This is a genomic window from Burkholderia sp. PvR073, assembly GCF_054055695.1.
On sequence record NZ_JBSRXO010000019.1, the window covers coordinates 14,912 to 38,234 of the forward strand.

The following is a 23,323-nucleotide window of genomic DNA, read 5'->3' on the forward strand; positions in this document are numbered from 1 at the left end:
GGATGCGGATGGGTGGGCGGCAATACGGAATACGAAAGCCGACAGGCGGTTGCCCCGCCACCGCTGAGCGCTCGACATCCGAGTCGCTACTTCACCGGCACCGCCGGTACCGGTCCGGCAGCGCTGAAATCGATTGATCGGCTGATGGCTTCCCACTGGATGGCCGCTTCGGCACGCACGCGGTCGGCGTTGCGTCCCGCTTCAATCGCATCATTGCCGAGAATGATGTGCGCCGGCAGTCTCCGGGCCTCCGCAACTTTCAATACGACCTGTGCCACCCGGGCCGGATCGCCGGATTCGTTTCCCCAGACCGATCGCAGGAAACCCAGGAACTGGCCCACGGAAGGCTCGTAGTCCGGCCACGCTTCATCTCGTTCCGGCGCCGCAACGGTACCAAACCCGGTCCGCATCCCGCCCGGTTCAAGCGCCGTGATCTCGACGCCGAACGGTGCCGTCTCTTGCGCGACCGACTCCGTAAATCCGCTCACCGCCCACTTCGCCGCGTGGTACGAAGCACTGCCCGGGAACCCGATCCGTCCACCGATCGACGAAATCTGGATCACGTGTCCGCTGCGTTGCGCACGCATAACCGGGAGCGCGGCGCGCGTCATGTTCACCACACCAAACAGGCAGGTTTCCACGACGCGGCGAAAATCCTCCGACGGCGTTTGCTCGAACGGGCGCAGGTCGCCATAGCCGGCATTGTTGACAAGCACGTCGAGCCGACCGAACGCATCGACCGCCGTTTGTACGGCGGCCTTGCCTTGCGCCTCGTCGGTTACATCCAGTCGGAAGGTGCGGACCTGCGCGCCATACCGGTCGACCAGATCGCCAAGCGGCTCGACGTTTCGTGCGGTTGCAACCAGCCGATGGCCCGCAGCGAGCACGGCATCGGCAATGGTGCGGCCCAAACCGCCGGCACTACCCGTAATCAGCCAGACTTTTGACATCGTGATCTCTTTCGTAAAGGTTTATTGAGGATTGCTACGGTGTAAGTCAATACTGGAACGACTTTTCTCGATGGCGTTGACGTATCGGCGAGTGGCTGGTGCGCCATGAAAAACGGTAGGGCACTGGCCGACGCAATGCCGACCGGCTCCGGCGATGGATCCGGCTGCCGAACGATTCGGAAAGTATGTTTTCCACTCAGCGACGCTTATCCTAGCCAATGGGTGCACTTTCCCGTATCTCTCGAATTCAAACTCAGTGTTCAGTCGCAATTGACAATGCACTCGCCGGATCGGTCGGACACGCGCCGCTACGCACGTTGGCTCGATCGATCGGCAATGATCTCGATACGTCAGCAGAGACAGAAACGGAGCCGTTGTAGTAACCTATCACTTGTTAGGTTACTGCATCGTCCGGCGTCATGTCATCTTTAAATCCGCCACTGCTCACAATCCGGAACGTCGAACGGAGAGAATCCGCTTGAGCGCGCCTGCATCCCTGCGATCAGCCGGTAAGGGTCACCCGCTGCGCGACCTGCTGTTTCCCTGGGCCATCGCTATTGCCACCGGGCTCGACTATTTCGACAGTTCGTCGTTTTCGTTCTTCATTACCCGTATCGCAGGCGGCATCAACGCATCGCCGGACGAACTCGTGTGGGCGTCAAGCGCCTACGCGGCCGCGTCGGTCGCCGGCATTCTGCAGCAGCAATGGTGGGTCGAGCGGATCGGCTATCGACGCTATATCTCGGGTTCGCTGCTCTTGTTCGCCGCCGGATCGACGATGGCGATCCTCAGTGAATCGTCGCTTGAATTGGCATTCGCCCGCGGATTCCAGGGTTACTTCATCGGCCCGATGATGTCTGCATGCCGGATTCTGCTGCAGGTGGGTTTCCCCGCGCAGCGGCGCGCAAGCGGCACCCGGCTGTTCCTGTTGATGATCCTGCTCGGCAGTGCGCTCGCGCCGCTCGTCGGCGGATACCTGGTCGCGGATTTCGGCTGGCGAGCGCTGTTCGCCTGTACGGCGTTCGCCGGCGCTGCCTCTGCGTCGCTCGCCATGTTCGCGTTGCCGCCGGCGGGCAAGGTCGTGCCCGAAGAACGCGGCGATGCGCATCTGTGGCCCTACCTCGTGTTCGCCTTCGCACAAGGGGCGCTTCAAATCTCGATGCAGCAAGTACGGTTCGAACTTTATACCGCGAGCCCGGAACTGATGCTGCTCACCGCAATCGCGCTGCTCTGCCTCGGCTGGTTCGGCTGGCATCAATGGCACCACCCGAAGCCGCTGATACGTCTGCACGCGTTGCGCGAGCGTACCTACCAGACCGGCATCGCGCTCTATGTCTGCTACTACTATGTCAGCAATGCGCTCGGCTATCTCGTGTCGCGATTCCTGGAAGGTGGGCTCGCGTACCCGATCGAGAATGCCGGGACACTGGTCGGATACACGTCACTCGCCTCATTGGCGGGCGCAGTCATCTATTTTCGCTATTCGGCGCGCATCGCGCGCAAGAAATGGCTGATTGTCCCGGGTCTCATGCTCGCCGTCGCAATCAGCGCGGGGATGGCCAACATGCCGCCCGATGTCAGCATGGCATGGCTCGCCGTTCCGCTTGTCCTTCGCGGCCTGCTACTGCTGCTCATCGCTTTGCCAAACGCCGGCATCACGTTCCGGATCTTTTCTATCGACGAGTATCACAACGGCTATCGTCTGAAGAACATCGTCAAGCAGTTGACCTTCTCGTTCTCGACCGCGACGATGATCATCCTCGATCAACACCGGCGCGCGCTGCACGAGACACGGCTTACCGAGTCCGTCAACGTGTACAACCCGCAGTTTCAAAATACCTTCGACATCCTCACCCGCGCTTTCGTGAGCCTCGGCCGCACGGTCGACAATTCAAGGGAACTCGCGCTCGCCGAAATCAGCAACACGATTACGCGACAGGCGGCATTCCTCAGCACCCTCGACGGGTTCTGGTTCATTGCGGGAGTCGCGACGGCTGGCTGCCTCTTCGCAGTCTGGCAGAAGCAGATCGACTGAAGCGTCCGGAATCGCGACATCCATACACCGCATCGGGTGCGAATGGAGCAGTTTTCCTCGGCATACGGATCGACAGATCGGCGCCGATCAGCACTCGATCGTGCAGGCCGACTGTACAACGTCGTTTCTCGGTCGTCATTCCGTACTTCGAAATACCTTCCCGGCCAGCGGACGGACGCAGCGCTGTCGCCGTCGCTCCGCCTGTCATCCGGACGATCCATTTATCTAACGAATGATAGATCGATTCGAAAATGACGACGACTCCATCCGGTCAAACCCGCACGCACGCGCCACGTACGGATCATGCAAGTCGCGCTTAATGGATAACACCCATGGCACATCACTTTCGATCTCGACAAACTACCTAACAATAGTTTGATAAAAGCACTCGCAGACGTCGTCGCAGCAGTTCCGATCGATGTGGCGATGAGCACCCGATGCACTCGATCGACGCGATGCCATCACTTCGCCTGTCGTGTCTTTCGTAATCACCGAAAAGATTTCACTGCAACTCAATGGTCGAATTGGAGAAATGATGAGGAATGCCATGAATGAATCCCCGCCCGTCGGAAACCTAAGCGATGCACTAGCGGGACACACCTCGGCCCAGACCGGGCATGACAGCCTCCGGTCATGGTACGTCTTGGTCATTCTCACGCTGGCGTACTCGCTTGCGTACATCGACCGCCAGCTCCTCAATCTGCTCGTCGACCCGATCCGGCATTCGCTTGCCATCTCCGACACCCAGCTCAGTCTCGTCCAGGGCCTCGCGTTCATTTCCGCCTATCTGATCGCGTCGCCGCTTTTCGGCCGGCTCGTCGACGTGACCAACCGGCGCAACATCCTGCTGGCCGGCATCTGTCTGTGGTGCGTCTTTACCGCCCTGTGCGGAAAGGCCACGACGTTTCAGGGGTTGTTTCTCGCGCGCGTCGGCGTTGGCGCCAGCGAAGCCTGCGTGTTTCCGATCGCACTTTCGATGATCGCCGATTGCTTTTCGGCGAAGCGGATGCCGCGCGCGATGAGCATCTTCATCCTGGGCCCGATGCTCGGCGGTGGACTCTCGCTTGTCGCCGGCGGCCTCGTCATCTCATTCGCTCGCAACGTTCGCGAGCAGTTCCCGATGCTCGCTCAGTTCGAGACCTGGCAGCTCGCATTTGTACTGATCGGGCTGCCGGGTATTCTGTTCGCGTTGCTGGTATTGTTGACGGTTCGCGAACCGGTGCGCAGCAAGGTCTCCAGTGGCGGAAAGGATGAACGTCAATACTCGACCCGCGAGTCATTCGCATTTCTTTGGGAGCGGCGCGGATTCTATGCGCGCATCCTGCTCGGCGTCGGCATGCTCGCGATCGTCGTGCTCGGCATGCCCGCGTGGCTGCCGACGTATCTGATCCGTTCACACGGTATGCCGGCAGCGCTCGTCGGATTCCGCTTTGGCGCGCTGGTGGTCTGCTCCGGCATCGTCGGCGCGCTGGTCGGCCCATGGGTCGTTCGCCAGTTCGAGAAGCGTGGCTACGAGGATGCCTCCCTGCGAACTGCCTCGTTTGCGATGATTCCGATGCTGCTCTGCTGTGCGAGCATTCCGTTTGCGCCCGGCGCAAACGGTGCACTGGCCGCGGCCGCAGGCACCGTCTTTTTCTTCACGCTGCCGACTGCCTGCATGGCCGCTGCACTGCAACTCGTCGCACCCAGTCGCATGCGGGGCATGGTCGGGGCACTCTACTCGTTCTTCGCCCAATTGATCGGCTTCGGACTCGGGCCGACGTTGATTGCACTCGTCACGGATCGCGTGTTCGGTAATCCGAAGATGGTTGGCAATTCCATCGGAATCGTCTGCGCGATTGCGGCAGCATTGGCCGCATGGCTTCTGTTCACTGCGCTACCGCACTACCGCAAATTGCTTGCAGAGGAGCGTGGCGCGCACGCTGATTGATGTTGCGCGAAGTTCGTCAGGCGGCGGCTGGCGTCTCGACGTCCCGAGGTTCAAGCGCAACGTTACTATTGCGAACGTGAAGCACCTCATTGCCCCGCGACTGTCCCCGCTGAAGGGGTAGATAGTCCTTACTATCGGCCCCTTCATTTTGTTTGAGTTCCCCTGTAGTGGTCAACCAACCGCGGACACTGAGTTAAGTTCTTCTTCCGCCACCAACAACTCGCCGTGTGACCAGATCGACCATCGCCGCCAGATAATGCCAACGGCCTTGCGCCCAGACGTAAGTGATGTCGCCAAACCAGACCTGATTCGGCGCAGCAACCTCAAACTGACGGTTGAGATGGTTCGGGATATCGATCCGTTCTACCGTCGCCTGCTTGTGCGCATGGCTGCCTGGCTGCTTGCAAATCAATCTCAGTTCTTCCATCAAGCGACTTACCTTGAAGCGGCCAATTGCCGTGCCTTCCTCGCGCATCACGCCCACGATGCTGCGGCTACTATCGCAGCGTCAAGGATCCGCAGACGGCGCTGCGTCAGCGCATGCGCGAGATCGCGCAGACGCGAGTTCGATACGGCTACCGGCGCGTGCACGCGCTGCTCAAGCGTGAAGGTTGGCGTGTGAACCGAAATCGGGTCTATCGGCTCTACGCCGAAGAGCAGCTTCAGTTGCGCTCGAAGCTGCCCAAGCGCAGCAAGATGGTGGTGTCGCGCCGCGAGCGTTGCGTGCCTGTTCGCCCCAATGAAGTCTGGAGACTGGACTTTGTAGCGGGCCAGTTGGCCGACGGCACCCGCCTGCGAGCCCTGACGGTCGTGGACATCTTTAGTCGCGACGCACTGGCCATCGAAGTGGGCAAGCGCTTGCATGCCGAGGATGTCGTGTCAGTGCTGAATCGATCGGTAGCGCAACGCCATGCGCCGCGATTTCTGTTTGCCGATAACGGCAGCGAATTCTCGGGTCGTCTACTGGACATGTGGGCCTACCACTACAAGGTGCAGATCGACTTCAGCCGACCAGGCAAGCCCACCGACAATAGCTTCATCGAGACATTCAACGGCTCGTTCAGGGACGAATGCCTGAACCTGCACTGGTTCGAATCGTTGGCGGATCAAAACGCCGGAAAACTCGCTCTAGATTTGGCCCGGAAACCCCAAGCGGATCAAAAAGACCGAACACTAACGCTCGGCACTGTCCAAGAAATCCAAGCGGCTCAAAAATCGGACGAGGCGAACGGAACGTCACTCTGCTGAATTTGCTGAAGATTGCTCACGCGCTTTCATGCCGCCCGTCCGAATTACTTTCTTCCGCTGCATTGTAAGCACACTTCATGCTCAAAAGCCCCCACTGGATATCGGTATCCATTGACCGCGCAACCCGCGATGCGAAGCCGTCCTCTGCATGGGCCCACGGCCCTCTCCTGTGGCGGTGATCCGGTTCATTGGCCACATAACACATTGGTGCGACTCTGCTCGGAATCCAGCGAATGCAACCTATGATGGCCCGTCTCTAACCATCGTCACCTACGATTGACCACTTGTCGGCCGCGGGCAATCCAGCGCCGGAGGCTGCGATGGCTGCAACGGAACGGATCACGATGACGATGCACTAGCTGGACCGATTCAAGGTCATTCAGGACGTAGCCGACGACAACCTCAAGCCATGGCGTGCGGCGGAACGGCTGGAACTGACGAAGCGGCAAGTTCGCCGTCACGTCGCCAGGTTTGCTTTTTGCGTCCGGTGAAGCCGGCTCTGGCAGGACACCTTTCGCGGCCGCGATCGGCGTAACGAGCAGCCCGAGCATCGTGTTGCGCATGCGGATTAGCCGGTTCGATATCGTGCGCCGACGGTCGCGCAGCGCGACCCGTAACGGCATCAGGTGCTCTCGTCGCACGTTCCGCGAAATTCGAGTTCGGCATTTGCGCGCGTTGAGTTCGAATATCACGCCAACCCATCGTTACCGCGGCGAATGTCAATTCAATATCATATTATGATATATAAGGATGGTTGACTAAATGACCCGGATGCTGTGGCAGACATCCGCAGCTCGCGCTTGCCGGAACCTGTCGCGGGGCGTATGGTTTATTTCTCTATCGCCCTTTTCCGGGGGATATCAAAATGGCTGCCATGCAATCCGCGGCCACGCCCCTCTCCGACGAGGAAGCCCGGCGCCAGTTGCACCGCGCCGTCATCGCCAGCACGATTGGCACCACGATCGAATGGTATGACTTCTTCCTCTACAGCACGGTCACCGGCCTGGTCTTCGCAAAGCTGTATTTCCCGCAATCCCATCCACTCGTCGGCACGCTGCAGGCGTTCCTGATCTATGCCGTCGGCTTTGTCGCACGGCCGGTCGGCGCGGCGATCTTCGGCCATTACGGCGATCGCATCGGACGCAAGGCCACCCTGATCGTGACCTTGTTGCTGATGGGGCTCGCCACGTTCGCCGTGGCCTTTGTTCCGACCTATGCCGCGATCGGCATCTGGGGCGCCGTTATCCTCACGGTACTGCGCTTCATCCAGGGCGTCGGCGTGGGCGGCGAATGGGGCGGCTCGGTCCTGATGTCGATGGAGTGGGCGCGCACCAATACGCATCGCGGTTTCGTCGCGTCGTGGCCGCAATTCGGCGTGCCTGCGGGATTGTTCCTCGCCAACCTTGCCGTGCTGGCCATGAGCTGGTTTTCCGGCAGCGCTTTCCTCGCGTGGGGCTGGCGCGTGCCGTTTTTCCTCAGCATCGTGCTGGTCGCGATCGGGCTCTATATCCGGCTGAATATTCTCGAGACGCCGATCTTCGCGAAGCTGCTGGCCGAGCGTCGGATCGAGAAGACCCCGATGCTCGAAGTGCTGCGCAAGCAGCCGAGGGATATCGTGCTGTCGGCGTTTTCGCGGATGGCCGAGCAGGCGCCGTTCTATATCTATACGGCGTTCGTGTTCACTTACGGGATCACGGCGCTGGGCGTCACGCGCGAACTGCTGCTGGCGGCGGTGCTGGTCGCATCCGTGGTCGAGTTCTTCACCATTCCGCTGTTCGGGCACGTGTCGGATCTGATCGGGCGGCGGAGGATGTACATGATCGGTGCGGCTGCCGCCGGCGTGTTCGGATTCGTCTACTTCGCGATGGTCGATAGCCGGAATCCGGTGTGGATCTTCGTGGCCATCGTATTGTCGTTGGTTCCGCATTCGATGATGTATGGACCGCAGGCTGCATTGATTGCCGAGTCATTCACAGGGCGGTTGCGGTATAGCGGCGCGTCGATGGGTTATCAGCTCGCTTCCGTCATTGCCGGTGGCCCGGCACCGCTGATCGCAACGGCGCTGTTTGCCTACTACCACTCGGGGTATGCGATCGCGGTGTACGTGCTGGTGTGTGCGGTGCTGAGCGTGGTCGCCGCATCGAAGCTCGGGGACTATACAAACAAGGATATTTCGCGGGAATACGACGACGCCCAGGCGGTGGGGGATCATGGGCACGCGCCGCCGGTGACTTGACAAATTCGGCGGTTCAGGCACGCGATGACGATGGCGGCCGCGATCCCATGGCGTCACGGATGCATCGCGGCTTCTTTGGTGGGTCGACCCGCTGGGCCGCACCGCGAGACGGCGCCGGGCGACGCAGAACACCGAGCGTAACCGGGTTATCGCTCGCTGACCTTCACGCGCGGCAGCCATTCAGCCTGGGCGCCCTGCGTACCTTTCAGATGAGCAGGAGTCGCGTCGTGCGCGTGCGCGCCGAAACGGCGTGCCGCCTCGGTGTCGAGATGCCGGCCATCGAACGTCGACTGGCGACGGGTAATCATGTTGATGCGAAGGCGTTTTGCCGCCATGGTCGGTATTCCTTGAGAAAACGGTACCCCGCCGACAGGCGAAGTGCCATAGATTTACGCGAGAAAAATGTCGCTGCGATGACGCGGCGCGCGACGCGAATCTCCACCCTCACCTCTCTCCTCCGGCAATCCCTCCTCAACCATCCGTCCAGGATGACCCAGAACAAACAGATCAGGCATAGCCTGAGGGGGGCCCTGGTATCGGCGCTTGTCTTGTAGCTGAAGAACGAGCATGCCTTGCAGGTGCAGATGTAGAAATACACTTGGCAGACATTTGTTCGTCTCGACTTTCAACAAGAACGTAATGCCGCGAATAAGAATTAGCGGACTTGACGACGCACCCCAAAAAACCGGCTACGGCCAGGTTGCCGTCGTCGCATGAGGTGGCTCCGCCGCCTACTTCATTGTCGCCAACGGATCGTGCGTGAGGGACAGGAAGCCGAAGTGTCCGTAGAGCGCCGCAGCGCCCTCGTCCTTCGCGTCGACGGTCAAGGCGACGGCCGGAATCTCGGAGCGGGCAGCTCGTCGCAGTGCATTGACCAGCAAGGTCGCACCCAGCCCCCTGTCCCGGTACCGGCGATCAACGGCCTCGTGTTCGGCATCGTGGTCGCGACGACGTTTCCTGACCGGTCAGACGCAATCCATGCGGCCCGCCCGGCACCGCGCACGCGCGTTACGCGTTCACGTCCTCGGCAATCCCGGCGGATTGGTCTGCGACCTGTCGATCGCCTCGGCATCGAGACTCCAGCGGCCGAGCACCTTCCGGTAACTGCCATTCGCGATCAATGCATTGATCGCGAGCGTCAGCGGATCGGCGAGTCCGCTGCCCCTGCGCGTCGTGATCGCGATATCCGCGGTGCGCGGCCAGCCGCCGCTCACGGTGCCGATCAGCTTCGCATCGCCGCGCAGCGACGCCTGATACGCGAGCATCGAATTCACGCTAAAGATCGTGTCGACGCGGCCCGACTGCAATGCGACCCAGCGTTCCGCAGCATCGGCGTAATACTGGATCGCGACGGGCGCGAGGCCGCGTTCGACGTTCTGCCGGTTCCATTCGAGCAGGATCTTTTCCTGGTTCGTGCCGGGGTCGGTGACGACGCGCAGCCCGGCGACGTCCTTCGGTTCGCGGATCGCCGCGATCCGGTTGCCGGACTTCACATAGAAGCCGAGCTGATCCTTGCGATACGTCGAGAAGTCGAACTTCTCCTTGCGCTGCTCGGTAACCGTCACATTCGAGATCACCGCGTCGACCTTGCCCGACTGCAGCGCGAGCGGCCAGTCGGCCCACGCGAGCGGTACGATCTTCAGCTTGCGCCCGATACTGTCCGCAACGAGTTGCGCGAGATCTGGATCGAACCCGACTACCGTGCGCGCGTCGGTCGCATACGTGCTCAGCGGCGGCAAGTTCGGCGCGATGCCGATCGTCAGCGTGTTCGCTTCGGCAAACCTGAAGCCGCCCGGCACGGCCTGCTCGACCGCCGGGTTCACAGTGCCGCGCTGCCGGCCCCGCTGCTCGGGGCTAAGGTCGAATGTCGCGGCCTGGGCGGCGACGCCAGCGCCGATCAGCGCAACGGCCAGCACGCGAACGAGGTGCGCAATCTGGAATGCAGTTCGTCTCATATCCTACTCACCCCTTTCCGTCCTTCTAATAAAAAAAGCAACGAACGCGGACGGGAGCCGAACGATTTTGACCACACATCGCCCCGCCCCACGTTCCGGTCCGTGTCAAGCCGGCGTTGCCTCGAGATCGGTCGCAGTTTCACGACGGACCGCCGGCCGCGCAGCCGGCGCGAGGCGCTGCACCGGCGAGTCGCCCGCATACAACGCCTTCGGGTCGAATACGCGCGCCTGCAGCGGCGTAAATGCGCGGAAGTTCCACAGGCTGCGCGCGACGAACACACGCTGTACCCAGCGAAACGCGCGATCGTTCTCGTCGTATTGCGGATCGAACTTGTCGCGCGAATGCAGCGTGAAGTGGTTGTTGATCAGCACCAGCTTGCCCGGCGACACCTGGACGCCGAACGACACCTCGCGTACCGCGCGATACAGGTTGGCCAATGCTTCCTGAGCGCGCGTATTGACTGGCAGCACCATGTCCGGATAGAACGCGACCGTCACGCGCGGCGCGTCGAGCGGCCCGGACAGCACGGCGCTCAGGTCGGTGTTGTCGCGCGGCGTCGGGGTCGCGCCGCGCCAGCGGTATGGCACCCGGATGATGTAATGCTCGCCGTACAGTTGCGCGATATCGTCCGGCGACAGGAGCTGCAGCGCGCGGCGCGCGTCGGCGAGCCGTGTGTACGGGCCGCCGCCGGCTTCGCTGCGGATGCCGAGCAGCAGCAACGCGAATGGCGACGTGTCGCCCTCGGGCATGTGGGCCTGCGCGGCGTTCTCGATATGGAAATCGAGTTCGACCTCGGAGCCGAGACCCGTGTAATCGCGCGCGGTCGTCTTGTGCGGCGTCAGGTTGTTCACCAGCTCGCGCCCTTCGTGCGCGATCGAATACGGTTCGCCGGCCAGCGTGCTCAATGCAACGAGCACGTTTTCGCTCAGCACGCCGGCCTTGAACGAGCGACCGGTTTCCTCGAAGCGCGGGCTGCCGTTCACGTCGCCGTCGATCGGCAGGTTGTCGATCTCGATGGAGCCGTGCGCGTCGGCGGTCGGCGCCTTCGCGCGATCGAACGCGTCGACGATCCGGTCGGGAAACGCGTTGTAGGCGAGCTTGCGGACAGCGCTGATGTAGCCGGCGCCGCCGGCTGGGTCGTAATTTAGCGCGCCGAGCGTCTTCCGGATGTGGCCGGACTCCGCCGCCGTCAAAGCGATACGTTCATCTGCGAGATAGGTCATAGGTCTCTCGAATTAATTTCCTGGATCGAAGAGCGGTGTGCCACCACCGCCGCGCGTTGCCGTCCTCGGTGCGAAGCGCTCGACAAGACTAGGGGACCGGCATTCCCTTTAGAAATGATATAAATTCGATTGCAAACAAAAATTATCGATATAAGTTCAGCAACGCAATCGGCGCGCGGCCGCGCCGGCCGATTCCGCCCTTAACACGAATAGTTGTTAAAAAATCGCCGGTTATTATTTGTATTGGCTAGCGGGTCGATGCTAGTTTCTGTCGGACTCCACGACGCGGCCGGCCGTCGATCGACGGTCGGCGCCCTTCATCCGCCACACGGGAACCCGCAGATGAACCGATACCGCCTGTCATGCCGCGCCCACTGCCACGAGACATCGCTGCCGACGCACGGCGTCATCCGCCACGCGGCCCGGGAGCTGCGATGAGCGAGCGTGTTCCCGCACTCGACAGCGCACTGGCCGCCGCCGCGCCGCAGCACCGCACGTCACTGCGCGCGATCTTCCCGACGGTTGCGGCCGCGAGCCTCGGCTTCGCGATCGTCCAGCTCGACGTGACCGTCGTCAACGTCGCGATTCCGAGCCTCGGTCATTCATTCGGATCGAGCGTTCACGGCCTGCAATGGATCGTCGATGCCTATACGCTGTCGTTCGCCGCGCTGCTGCTGACGTCCGGCACGCTGGCCGATCGCTTCGGCAGCCGGAAACTGTTCGCATACGGCCTCGCGCTGTTCCTGCTCGCGTCGCTCGGTTGCGCGCTCGCGCCATCGCTCGCCGCGCTGATCGCCGCGCGGGTCGCACAGGGCGTCGGCGCCGCGATGATTCTGCCGACGTCGCTCGCGCTCATCACGCATGCGTGCGCGAACGACGCCGCCGCGCGCGTGAAAGCCGTCGCGTGGTGGAGCGCGACAGGCGGCGCGATCAGCGCGGCCGGGCCGACGCTCGGCGGCCTGCTGATCGACTCGCTGGGCTGGCGCGCGATCTTCTTCATCAACCTGCCGATCTGTGCGCTCGGGTTATGGCTCACGCTGCGCCACGTGCAGGATTCGGCCGCCGCGCGCACGCGGCTGTTCGATCCGGCCGGTCAGATCGTCGCGGTGCTGGTGCTCGGGCTGCTGACAGGCGGGATCATCCGGGCCGGCGCCCAGGGCATCGGCGACCCTTACGCGGTCGGTGCGCTGGCCGCGTCGGTCGTGCTCGGTGCGCTGTTCGTCGCAATCGAGCGACGCGTCGCCGCGCCGATGCTGCAACTGGCGTTCTTCCGGATCGCGCGCGTGCCGGGCGTGCTCGCGATCGGTGCGATCACGAACGCCGCGTTCTACGGGCTGATCTTCTCGTTGAGCCTGTATTTCCAGAACGCGCGCGGCTTCACCGCGACCGAATCGGGGCTGGCGCTCGCGCCGCTCACGATCATCATGCTCGCCAACATCGCGAGCGCGCGGCTGGCCGTCCGGTACGGATTCCGCGTGACCGTCGTCATCGGCCTCGCCGTATCGCTCGTGGGCTATCTGTGGCTGTGGCAGACGCTTGCCGCCCATACGCCGTACCTGCTGCTCGCGCCCGGGCTCGCGGCGATGGCGGTCGGCGGCGGCATCGCGATTCCGGCACTGACGTCGACGCTGCTCGGCAGCGTCGAGACCGGCCGCTCGGCCACGGCGTCCGCGATCCTCAATACCGCACGCCAGGTAGGGGCCGCAATCGGCGTCGCGGCGCTCGGTGCGCTGGTCGCCGGCCAGGGCGCGGCGATCGTGACCGGCGCGGCGCGCGCGTTCGCGATCGCGGCCGCGCTCGTCGCCGTCTGCATCGTGCTGGCCGCGCGCTGGCGCGGCGACGCACCGCCTGCCGGCACGCGGCCCTGATCGCGTGCGGTCCGCCATCCTTCAACCGATTCCCCAGCCGAGCGAGGACTCCATGCAGCATCGCTTCATCGATACCGTCCTGATCGTCGACGGCGCGTCGACGGCCGCCTATCTGGCGCCCGCGTTTCGCGCGTACGGCATCCGTTGCGCGCACGTGATCAGCGCCCCCGATCTGCCGGCCATCTACCGGAACCAGTTCAATCCGTCCGACTACGTCCGCCAGGTCGAGCATCGCGGCGACATCGACGCAACCCTAGCGAAGTTGAGCGACCTGCGGATCGGGGCCGTGCTGCACGGCCTCGACGCAGCGCTGGAGCTGGCCGACACGCTGGCCGAGCGGCTCGACGTGCCGTATCGCAACCCGCTCGCGACATCGGCCGCGCGACGCGACAAGTTCGCGATGAACGAACGCATTCGCCAGGCCGGCCTGCGCGCACCGGCGCACTTCCACAGTACGTCGGTCGATGAAGCGCTCGAATGGGCACGCGCGCAGGCCACGCTGCCGCTCGTGGTGAAGCCGGCGCGCAGCGCGGGCGTGGCCGGTGTGAAGATCTGCCGGACCCTCGCGCAGGTCGACGCGGCCGCGCGCGACGTGCTCGCCACCCGTTCGCTGTACAACCAGCCGAACGACGACATCGTGATCCAGAGTTATTCCGAGGGGCAGGAATACATCGTCGATTCGGTGTCGTTCGAAGGCCGCCATCGCGTGGTCAGCCTATGGGAAGTGCACCGCGACCGCACGCATGCGCCGCGGCTCGACAAGATGCTGGTGCTGAACCATGCCGACCCGCGCTACGCGCCGCTGCTCGATTACGCGGCCAGCGTGCTCGACGCACTCGACGTGCGCTTCGGACCGACCCACCTCGAACTGTTCGATACGGCCGACGGCCCGACGATCGTCGAACTGAACGCGCGGCTGCACGGCAGCCTCGACCCGCGGCTGACCAGCGCGGTGAGCGGCGAGAACCACGTATCCGCCACCGTCGAAGCCGTGCTGCATCCGGAACGACTGTTCGGCGACGTCACCGCGCCGACGGATTTTCGCGGCTACTGCGGCCACGTGCTGCTGCTGTCGTCACGCAACGGCGTGCTCCGGCAGGACTTCACGTGGCAGGCGATCCAGGCGCTGCCGTCGTTCGTCGGTCTCAAGCAATGGATCAAGGTCGGCGACACGCTGCGCGTGACCACCGACCTGCAGACGGCGCTCGGCACGGTCGGCCTCTACAGCCCGACGTTCGAGCGGCTGCTCGAGGATTGCCGGCGCATCCGCGAAATCGAGGCCGATTTCTTCGCCGACGAACGCGCGGTTGCTCCGGCCTAGCGCGGCCGCCGCCGCGCGCCGCGGCGCCCGGGTCAGCGTGCGAGCAGCGCGCCCGCCTGGCGGCCCAGCACCGCACGCAACGCATCGAGTTCGGGCAGCACGGGCGCGTCGTCGGGCGTGACGAGGTAGGTCGTCACGCTGCCGAGATCGTCGAACGCATACGCGCGCAGCTCCTTGCGCGCGACATGCTCGGTCGTGATCCGCTTCGGCAGGATTGCGACGCCCATGCCGGCCGCCACGCAGCCGAGGATCGCGCCGAACGTGCCGAACGACGACACCGATTCGATCGCGAAGCCGCGCGCCTTCAGCCAGTGCTCCGCGATCGAGCGATACGGACAGCCTTCGTGAAACGCGAGCAGCCGCACGGTGTTGTCGGCCAGCAACTGCCGGCGCGTGAGCGCAGCCGCGCTCACCAGCACCATGTCCTCGGCGAACGCGGGCTCGTAACGCAGCCCGGGCCGCACGAGCGCACGCGCGGTCAGCGCGGCGTCGATCCGGCCGCGCAGCAGGGCGTCAGCCAGCTCCGGCTCGCTGCCGATCTGTACCACGAGACCGAGCGCCGGATCGCGCTTCTTCAACGCGGCCGCGAGCGCCGGCAAGCGCGTGGCCGCCGTGCTTTCCATCGAACCGAGCCGGAAGCTGCGTGCGATCGGTGTCTCCCGGACGACCTGCGTCGCTTCGTCGACGAGGCGCAGGATGCGGTCGCAATACGGGATCAGCCTGCGACCGGCGTCGTTGAGCACCAGCCGCTTGCCGTGCCGGTCAAACAGCGGCGCGTCGAGCGACTCCTCGAGCTGGCGAAGTCGCGCGGTCACGTTCGACTGCGTGCAGCCGAGCCGCTCGGCCGCGCGCAGCGCGCTGCCCTCCTGAACGACGGCCCGGAAGGTTTCGAGCAAAGGTATGTTCATATCACGTTCTCTTGTTACTGATTCAGGTTATATCATTTTACTTCGCCCATCATCCGGATTAGCCTAGCGGACATTCGGTGCCGGCCGGCCCCTTCCGAGGACTCCGCATGCCATCCGCTGTCTGCTCAGGTTTCACCGTCGTCCGCCGCGGGTCCGCGGTTCACCGATGCGCGCGCTGATCGCCGCGCTGGTGCGGCGGGGGCCGACCGTGCTCGCGTGCGGCGTCGGCCTCGGGCTGCTGGTCCCGCCGCTCGCCGAACTCGCGCGGCCGCTGATGCCCGTCACCGTGTTCCTGTTCGTGCTCGGCACGCTGCTGCGCGTCGAGCCCAGCGCCGTGCGCGCGGTCGCGCGACGCCCGTCTGTGTCGCTGCTGCTGCCGGCCGCGACGATGATCGCGTGCCCGGTCGCGCTCGGCATCGCCGCGCGGCTCGCCGGCATGCCGTACGACTGGGTCGTCGCACTCGTGGTCGCCTACTGCGCGCCACCGTCGAGTGGCACGTCGACGATCGCGCGGATGCTGTCGCTCGACGCGAGCGTCGCGCTCGTCGCAACCCTTGCGTCGATGGTGTTCGTACCGGTCACTGCGCCGCTGCTGACGGCCTGGTTCAGCCACGACGCGGCCGTGTCGATCTCGCCCGTCAATCTCGCGCTGAGGCTCGCGCTGCTGATCGGCAGCGCCGAAGGCGTCGCGCTGGTCGTGCGGCGCTTCGCCGGATCGCGGCTCGACCGTTATGCAACGCCCATCGATGCAATCGTCGTCATCGCGCTGCTGGTGTTCGCGCTCGGCACGATGGCCGGCATGCAGCAGTCGATCATCGACGCGCCGCACCGCGCGCTGACGGCGATCGCACTGGCCTTCGCCGTCAACGCCGGCTTCCAGCTCGTCGCGTACGGGATCACGCCCGGCGACGTCCGCACGCGCCTGAACGTCGCGCTGATCGTCGCCAACCGCAACGTCGGGCTGATGTGGGCGGCGCTCGGGCTCGCGGCCACGCCGACCATGGCGCTCGTGTTCGCGTGCGCGCAGTTGCCGATCTATACGCTGCCGCGCGTGGTGCAGCACCTGCTGCCGCGCCTCGAAGCACAGCGTCTGCGCAGGCGCACGCGCTAGCCCCTCTCCCGTCCTCGACAAGGATCCAGCATGAAGCGACTCATCGTGATCGGCGCACGCGCCACCGGAAGCAGCGTCGCACTGGTGCGCGCCGCGCTCGCGCGCCAGGTGGCCGTGACCGTCATCACCGCGCCCGGCCATCGTCTCGACGGCGCGTTCCCCGACGGTGTCGAAACGGTCAACCTCGCCCCCGACGCCGCGCAACTGGCCGCCTGGCTGCGCGCCCGCTTCCCGAACGAACTCGACACGTTGCGCGTGACCACCGCGCACGACACCTATGCGCGCACCGCCGCGTGGGTCGCCGACGCGCTGGGCCTGCCCGGCCCCGATGCACGGCATGTCGCACACGCGGTATCGAAGTCGAACCAGAAGGCGTTGCTCGCCGAGCACGGGATCCCGGCCGCGGGGGGGGGGGGGGGGGGGGGGGGGGGGGGGCGGGGGCGGGGGGGCGGGGGGGCCCGGCGGGCCCCCCGGGGGGGGGGGGGGGGGGGGCGGGGGCGCCCCCCCCCCCCCCCGCCCCGCCCCCCCCCCCCCCCCGCCCCCCCCCCCCCCCCCCCCGCCGCCCCCCCCCCCCCGCGGCCGAACCACTGCGCTTTCCGGTCGTCGTCAAGCCGTCGGAGGGATCGGCGAGCGACGGCGTCCGGCGCTGCGAGGACATCGCCGAAGTGCGCGCGCAGCTCGACGCACTCGCCGCCGCGCAGGCCGATGCGGCATCGCGCGCTACCGAGCGCGTCGTCATCGAGGAATTCCTGAGCGGCAGCGAATACTGCGTCGAGTATTTCGACGGCCGCTATGTCGGCGCGCTGCGCAAGCTGAAGCGGCACGGCGCCGGTTTTCTCGAACGCGGCTATACGTCCGAACTCGATCTCGACGCCGATACGCTGCGCGCGCTGATCGACGTCGGCACACGCGCGACCGCGGCCGCGGGGCTCACCTGGGGCCCCGTGCATCTCGACTGCATCGTGCGCGACGGCGTCCCGCACGTGATCGAGCTGAATCCGCGCATCGCGGGCAGCTTCATCTGCGACATCGTGCGCGACGGCTACGGGTTCAACGTGGTCGACGCGTTGCTCGACAAACTCGACGGACGCCCGGTCGCGATCCCCGAGCTGTTCGAGCCGCACGCCTATGCGCGCGCCGAATTCCTGCTCGACAGCGATCCCGGCGCGTGGCGTTTCGCACAGGCCGGCGAGTTGCACGACGGCGCCGTCACGATCAGCTACGGCCCGCAGGTACTGCCCGACCGCGAACGGCGGGCGTTTCTCTATGTGCGCGTCGCGCTGCCCGCCGCGCTTCCCGAGCATGCGGCGTCCGGGCCTGCCGCCAGGTCGGCCGTGGGCGGTCCCGTCGCGCAGCCCACGATTTCCGGCTAGCGCGGAATCGCCGCCGACCGAAGACTCGACACAACCGGCGCGGACGCGCGCCGAACGACTACCCGACTCATCCCCCTCGCCATGACGACGCTATTCTCCGCCGCCTATCCGCGCACGCTGCACACCTTGACCGACCGCTTCACGGCCGGTACCGCGACCCGCATCGAAGCCTGGCTCTTCGAAGACGATGCGGCGCGCCGCGACGCCGAACGCACGCTGGCCGCGCACGGCATCGACGCGGTGCTGCGCAGCGCGTACAAGCCGCTGCTGCATTTCTTCGTCGAGGAATTCACGCCACCGCGCGCCGGCCGCATCGTGATCCGCACGCCCGCGGGCGCATACCAGCGCTTCCGGCTCGAAGCGTATCCGCTCGCCGGCTGGCTTGCGCCGCTCGAATTCGCGTTCAAACCGGGCGACGATCCCGCGCACTACGTCGTCGAAGCCCGTGGCGATACGCATCGCGTCTTCGCGCCGAACGACGCGACCGCGTCGCCGTGCGGCTGGCTGCGCGCGTGGAACGGCGACATGCTGATCGAGGATGGGCCGCTCGTCACCGAATTCGAGGCCGCCGCCACCGCGACGCTCGACGCACTGCGCGCGCATCCGTGGCCGGACCGCGCACCGTTCTTCGACACGCTGCGGATCGCGATCGCCACGTCGGGCATCGAATGGACGCTGCCGTACGGCGAGGAGCTCGTCAGCACGCTCGAAGCGTGGACCGAGGACGCCTATTACGGCGCGGCCGAATTCTTCCACGCCCACGCGGGCCGCGACGCGTCCGACCGCACGCTGCAATCCGGGCAGATCGTGCCCGAGATCAAGCGCACGCAAGGCGATACGACGGTTCACATCACGCTTGAAACGCCTATCCGCGCGGATGCGGATGCGGCCGACACCCGCGCGACGCCGGACGACCCGCTCGCATCGCCGGCCGCACTCGCGGCACTCGCCAAGCCGCTGGCACCGCCCGCCGTCGCCCGTGCGCTCGCGGCACTGCCCGGCGAGCGTTTCGCCTATACGTCCCACCAGGGCCGCAGCGTGAACGGCATTTACGTACGCGGTACCTTGCCGGGGCTCGTCATCACCGGCGGCCAGCACGCCAACGAAACGTCGGGCGTGGTCGGTGCGCTGCGCGCGGCCCATGCGCTGAACGCGCGCCCCGGCGCGCACTACGCGCTTGTACCGCTCGAGAACCCGGACGGCGCCGCGCTGCATCACCACCTGCGCGCCACCTATCCGACGCACCTGTCGCATGCGGCCCGCTTCACCGCGCTCGGCGACGACCTCGAAGCCCGCACGCAGCCGCCGTTCGGCGAGAAGGCCGCCCGGCTCGATGCGGTCGAACGCACCGGCGCGCGGCTGCACCTGAGCCTGCACGGCTACCCCGCGCACGAATGGACGCGCCCGCGCAGCGGCTACGTCCCGCGCGGCAGCGAACTGTGGTCGATTCCGAAGGGCTTCTTCCTGATCCTGCGCCACCATGCAGGCCACGACGGACGGCCGTTCCTCGATGCGCTGACCCGCGCGCTGTCGCAGTGGGACGAGCTCGTCGCGTTCAACGAGCGGCAGATCCACGCGTGGCATGCGCATGCGGGCGACTTGCCGTTTCCGCGCATCAACGGCATTCCGTGCCACGTACTCGAGGATCACCGCTCGACCGTGCCGTTCACGCTCGTCACCGAGTTTCCCGACGAGACCATCGAAGGCGACGCGTTCCGGCTCGCCCATACGACGCAAACGCGCGCGGTCGAGCTGGCCGCCGAACTGTATTGGGACGGGCTGCTCGGCTGACCTGCCCCCGCCTCCTTCACCGCCCTGGAGACCCGGCATGGAACAGCGGCATCGGCACACCAATCTGCAGAAGGTCGTCGCGCGCTCGCGGGCCGACGGGTCGGGCTGGACCGTCGATCGCGTGATCGACTGGGCCGGCCTCGGCGGACTCGGCCCCGTGCTGTCGGGCAGCCCGCGCACGGTCGCCGATGCGCTCGAACACGGGTTCGACACGACCGGCATCGACGGGCTCAACGTCTCGTGTCTGGCGTCACGCCGATGCCACCAGCGCATTGAACGACGTATCCCAGAACGGCGCGACGTTGGCCGGACCATCCAGCACGCCGATTCGCGCGAACACGTCCGCGACCTGTTGATGCTGCGCGACCACGTCGGGCGTGACGGGCAGCAGCGCGTAGTCGTCGCTGCGCTGCGCGAACATCGCCGCCAGATCGGCAACCGGCACGCGCGTCTCCCCATTCTGCACGCGCGCATAGGCGTCGAAATGCCCGTTCGCCCACGCGTACGCGCGCTGGAACCGCAGCAGCAGATCGCCGGTCGCCGCGCGCCGGCGCGGATCGTCGAGCGTGCGCGGGTTCGCATAGATCGGGAAATTGCCGGACAGATAGCCCTTGCCCGTCTTGAGCACGCGTGCACCGTACCGGTTGCGCGCGAGCTGGCCGTTGTAGCCGTAGATCGCCCATGCGTCGAGATCGCCGCGATCGTAGGCAGACAGCCCGTCGGTCGGAGACAGGTTGATCGGGTGGATGTCGTCGAAACCGAGACCGGCCTCCGCGAGCTGCCGGTACAGGAAATAGTGCGACGTCGTCGCGCGCACGTACCCGACGCGCTTGCCCTTCAGGTCCGCGATGCTGCGAATCGGCGTGTCCTTGCGTGCGAGCGTGACCTGGTTGTTCAGGTCTTCCCGCGTACGCGAGATGAACCGGACACTCGCCTTCTGGCGCGCGGCGAACACGGCGGGAATCTCGCTGCCCGAGCCAATGTCGAGCGCATCCGCGTTCAACGCCTCGATGTGCAGCACGCCGTTGTTGAACTCGCGCCACTCGATCCGGTACGGCGTGTCGCTCAGGCCAGCCGCCTGCAGCAGCGCACGCCAGCCGCCCTTGTAGGTCGCGACGCGCAGTGTGGTACCGGCGAGATCGGCGTTGACGCTCGGCGCGGCAAGCGCGACCCGCGCGACCACGGGGGTCGCCGCGAGCGCGGCGCCGGCGAGCAGCAGGCGGCGGCGTGCCGCCGAAGTTGACGCCATCGGATGCTCCTGTCGATTGAATGAAAAGAAAAGGGAAACCGCCGAGCGCGACGGTCGACGTGCGTCAATGCAGCGTCGGGAAGCCGTGGCGCTCGGCCAGCAGGTCGAGGATGCGGCGCGGGTCGGTGACGAAACGCACCGCGCCGAGCGTTTGCGCATCGTCCGGCGCCGGTTGCGCGCTACCGAACACGAGCACCGGCAGGCCCTGATGCGCGTCGTCGAGCACGTCGATCACCGCGTGTCGCGGCCGCTCGAAACCGACGCGGCGCACGTCGAGGCGGTCGCTCCTGTCGGGCGCGCTCGCGAGCAGTCCTTCGATCGCCAGTCCGTGCGGACAGACGAAGTGTCGGCCCGGATGCTTCGGATCGGCAAAGCCCGGTTCCAGCAGAAACAGTACATCCCGACTCATTTCACTCGGCTCCCATGTTGGTAGTTTCACCGGGACACACGCACGCAGCATGCGGTGCGCCGGCGCTGGCCGGCTCGCGGCCGGATGCCCGACTCTACCGCCGCGCATCGTGCGGCCCTACCAACGTTTTGCGGAATCGATATGCCGACGTGCATACCGCATCGGCCGTGCGTGTCACAGCACCGCGTTGCATAAAAACATCGTCAGTGGAACGAACTTCGTCGCGGCATCGAACGATTTCATCGATCGATATGGGCGCGTTCGCACGTTGTCGTCGCCCGGCGTTTGTCATCGATGCCAATGCGTTCGCCGCAGCAAGCGAGCCGGACGCGATCGCGGCGCGTGCGCCGGGCGGGCATCGACGCGCATTGCAATTCGGTCGCGCAGCGAATTGCAAATCACGGATCGAGTATTCGCCGACCATGCCGAATTCAATAGCATCGTGATCCTCGCAGACGTACCCATAAAAAACAGAGGATAGTCATGATCAAGAAGTCGGTAGTCCTGAGTTTGTTTTCGATCGGTTCCATCGGTGCGCATGCGCAGAGTTCCGTCACGCTGTACGGCGTCGTCGACGCCGGCCTCGCCTATACGAACAACCAGGGCGGCGCGAGCAACATCCAGCAGACGAGCGGCAAGCTGAGCGGCAGCCGTTGGGGCCTGAAAGGCGTCGAGGATCTCGGCGGCGGCCTGCAGGCGGTGTTCACGCTCGAAGGCGGGTTCCGGCCGAGCGACGGCGGGCTCGGCCAGGGCGGCCGCCTGTTCGGCCGCTCCGCGTACGTCGGCCTGAACAAGACCGGTCTCGGCACGCTGACGTTCGGCCGCCAGTACGAGCCGATCACCGACCTCGTCGCGCCGTACTCGGGATCCGGCTTCTGGTCGCCGGCAACCCACATCGGCGACAACGACAACCTGAACCAGAGCTTCCGCATCAACAATGCGGTGAAATTCCGCAGCGCGACGATCGCCGGCTTCACGGCCGACGTGCTCTATGCATTCAGCAACCAGGCGAATGGCGGCGCAGGCACCGGTTTCTCGAACAACAACGCGTGGGGCGTGGCGGCGAACTACGTGAACGGTCCGTTCTCGGCGGGTGCGGGCTACGTGCGGCTGAATCACCCGAACGCGACGTCGAACACGAGCGGCGCGGTGGGCGGCGCGACCACGACGACCGGCAACGACTACAGCGGCGCGTTCTTTTACGGGCTGAACGGCGGCGTGCGCAAACAGCAGATCGGTGTCGCCGGGGCGAACTACGCGCTCGGCCGCGCGACGCTCGGCTTCGCGTGGAGCCATACGCAACTCGACTACGTCGACGGCTCGTCGCGCAAATTCAACAACTACGACGTGAACGGGCGCTACCAGATCACGCCGGCGGCCACGCTGATCGGCGTCTATACGTTCACAGACGGACGCGCGAGCGGCTTGCCGGGTACCGGAGGCCAGACGCTGAAGCCGCGCTGGCACCAGTTCACGCTCGGGTTCGACTATGCGCTGTCGAAGCGCACCGACATCTATCTGTCCGGCATCTACCAGCTCGCCGCAGGCGACGCGAGCACCGCGTCGTCGGGCGGCTATCGCAAGATCGCGGCGATCGCGAACATCGGCAGCGCGTCGTCGACGAACCGTCAGGTCGCGTTCGTCAGCGGGCTGCGCGTGAAGTTCTGAACGTGCGCGCAACGTGACACGGGCGCGGCGCGATAAGCAAAGCGGGA

The 23,323-nt window shown here is 65.3% G+C and carries 17 protein-coding genes and 3 pseudogenes; 10 read left to right on the top strand and 10 right to left on the bottom strand.

Translation table 11 applies throughout. From position 1 onward, the window contains the following. Window positions 1–86 precede the first annotated feature (86 nt). Window positions 87–950, bottom strand: coding sequence for an SDR family NAD(P)-dependent oxidoreductase (locus ACVK00_RS32475; protein ID WP_284901417.1), 864 nt, complete (start codon window positions 948–950; stop codon window positions 87–89). Window positions 951–1,428: 478 nt separating this feature from the next. Between ACVK00_RS32475 and ACVK00_RS32480 the strand changes: the two genes are divergently transcribed. Together ACVK00_RS32480 and ACVK00_RS32485 are read left to right on the top strand one after the other, a co-directional pair. Then, on the top strand, window positions 1,429–2,985 hold the full coding sequence (locus tag ACVK00_RS32480; protein WP_284901416.1) for an MFS transporter: 1,557 nt from the start codon (window positions 1,429–1,431) through the stop codon (window positions 2,983–2,985). Window positions 2,986–3,532: 547 nt separating this feature from the next. Then, entirely contained in the window at window positions 3,533–4,915 is a 1,383-nt protein-coding gene (locus ACVK00_RS32485) for a spinster family MFS transporter (protein WP_284901414.1), read from the top strand. 211 nt (window positions 4,916–5,126) lie between these two features. Here ACVK00_RS32485 and ACVK00_RS32490 read toward each other — a convergent pair. Further along, window positions 5,127–5,393, bottom strand: a pseudogene (locus ACVK00_RS32490) (DDE-type integrase/transposase/recombinase); the annotation flags it as partial. Between the two features lie 5 nt (window positions 5,394–5,398). Between ACVK00_RS32490 and ACVK00_RS32495 the strand changes: the two are divergent. Continuing rightward, window positions 5,399–6,022: pseudogene (locus ACVK00_RS32495) on the top strand (IS3 family transposase); the annotation flags it as partial. A gap of 407 nt (window positions 6,023–6,429) precedes the next feature. Here the strand turns inward: ACVK00_RS32495 and ACVK00_RS32500 are convergent. Continuing rightward, window positions 6,430–6,855, bottom strand: coding sequence for a hypothetical protein (locus tag ACVK00_RS32500; protein ID WP_284901412.1), 426 nt, complete (start codon window positions 6,853–6,855; stop codon window positions 6,430–6,432). A gap of 173 nt (window positions 6,856–7,028) precedes the next feature. Between ACVK00_RS32500 and ACVK00_RS32505 the strand changes: the two genes are divergently transcribed. Continuing rightward, window positions 7,029–8,399 carry an MFS transporter gene (locus ACVK00_RS32505; RefSeq protein WP_228910834.1) on the top strand — a complete coding sequence of 457 codons (1,371 nt, stop codon included), beginning with the start codon at window positions 7,029–7,031 and terminating at the stop codon, window positions 8,397–8,399. A gap of 146 nt (window positions 8,400–8,545) precedes the next feature. Here ACVK00_RS32505 and ACVK00_RS32510 read toward each other — a convergent pair whose 3' ends face one another. From ACVK00_RS32510 to ACVK00_RS32525, 4 genes and pseudogenes are all read right to left on the bottom strand, one after another. Further along, window positions 8,546–8,734, bottom strand: a complete 189-nt coding sequence (locus ACVK00_RS32510) for a hypothetical protein (RefSeq protein ID WP_105786888.1) — start codon at window positions 8,732–8,734, stop codon at window positions 8,546–8,548. 396 nt (window positions 8,735–9,130) lie between these two features. Further along, window positions 9,131–9,322 (bottom strand): annotated as a pseudogene (locus ACVK00_RS32515) (GNAT family N-acetyltransferase); the annotation flags it as partial. Between the two features lie 93 nt (window positions 9,323–9,415). Then, a complete protein-coding gene (locus tag ACVK00_RS32520; protein ID WP_284901411.1) occupies window positions 9,416–10,354 on the bottom strand; it encodes an ABC transporter substrate-binding protein in 939 nt (312 codons plus the stop codon). 105 nt (window positions 10,355–10,459) lie between these two features. Next, window positions 10,460–11,578 (bottom strand): TauD/TfdA family dioxygenase, encoded by a 1,119-nt coding sequence (locus ACVK00_RS32525; RefSeq protein ID WP_354123344.1) that lies wholly within the window; start codon window positions 11,576–11,578, stop codon window positions 10,460–10,462. A 434-nt stretch (window positions 11,579–12,012) separates the two neighbouring features. Here ACVK00_RS32525 and ACVK00_RS32530 point away from each other — a divergent pair, with 434 nt between their 5' ends. Further along, entirely contained in the window at window positions 12,013–13,446 is a 1,434-nt protein-coding gene (locus tag ACVK00_RS32530) for an MFS transporter (RefSeq protein ID WP_284901407.1), read from the top strand. 52 nt (window positions 13,447–13,498) lie between these two features. Then, on the top strand, window positions 13,499–14,767 hold the full coding sequence (locus ACVK00_RS32535) for an ATP-grasp domain-containing protein (RefSeq protein WP_284901405.1): 1,269 nt from the start codon (window positions 13,499–13,501) through the stop codon (window positions 14,765–14,767). A gap of 32 nt (window positions 14,768–14,799) precedes the next feature. Here ACVK00_RS32535 and ACVK00_RS32540 read toward each other — a convergent pair whose 3' ends face one another. Next, a complete protein-coding gene (locus ACVK00_RS32540; protein ID WP_228910844.1) occupies window positions 14,800–15,675 on the bottom strand; it encodes a LysR family transcriptional regulator in 876 nt (291 codons plus the stop codon). 166 nt (window positions 15,676–15,841) lie between these two features. On the opposite strand from ACVK00_RS32540, the gene ACVK00_RS32545 reads away from it, so the two are divergent. The 3 genes from ACVK00_RS32545 (at window position 15,842) to ACVK00_RS32555 (ending at window position 19,950) form a co-directional block, all read left to right on the top strand. After that, window positions 15,842–16,786, top strand: a complete 945-nt coding sequence (locus tag ACVK00_RS32545; RefSeq protein WP_284901403.1) for a hypothetical protein — start codon at window positions 15,842–15,844, stop codon at window positions 16,784–16,786. Window positions 16,787–17,079: 293 nt separating this feature from the next. Next, on the top strand, window positions 17,080–18,159 hold the full coding sequence (locus ACVK00_RS32550; RefSeq protein WP_456826981.1) for an ATP-grasp domain-containing protein: 1,080 nt from the start codon (window positions 17,080–17,082) through the stop codon (window positions 18,157–18,159). Window positions 18,160–18,240: 81 nt separating this feature from the next. Continuing rightward, on the top strand, window positions 18,241–19,950 hold the full coding sequence (locus ACVK00_RS32555; protein ID WP_284901399.1) for a M14 family metallopeptidase: 1,710 nt from the start codon (window positions 18,241–18,243) through the stop codon (window positions 19,948–19,950). Window positions 19,951–20,200: 250 nt separating this feature from the next. Here ACVK00_RS32555 and ACVK00_RS32560 read toward each other — a convergent pair whose 3' ends face one another. Continuing rightward, complete coding sequence (locus ACVK00_RS32560) at window positions 20,201–21,199, bottom strand: ABC transporter substrate-binding protein (protein WP_228910852.1); 999 nt, start codon at window positions 21,197–21,199, stop codon at window positions 20,201–20,203. Between the two features lie 64 nt (window positions 21,200–21,263). Continuing rightward, complete coding sequence (locus tag ACVK00_RS32565) at window positions 21,264–21,608, bottom strand: DUF3088 domain-containing protein (RefSeq protein ID WP_284901397.1); 345 nt, start codon at window positions 21,606–21,608, stop codon at window positions 21,264–21,266. Between the two features lie 483 nt (window positions 21,609–22,091). Between ACVK00_RS32565 and ACVK00_RS32570 the strand changes: the two genes are divergently transcribed. Further along, a complete protein-coding gene (locus ACVK00_RS32570; protein ID WP_354123347.1) occupies window positions 22,092–23,276 on the top strand; it encodes a porin in 1,185 nt (394 codons plus the stop codon). Window positions 23,277–23,323: the final 47 nt, after the last annotated feature.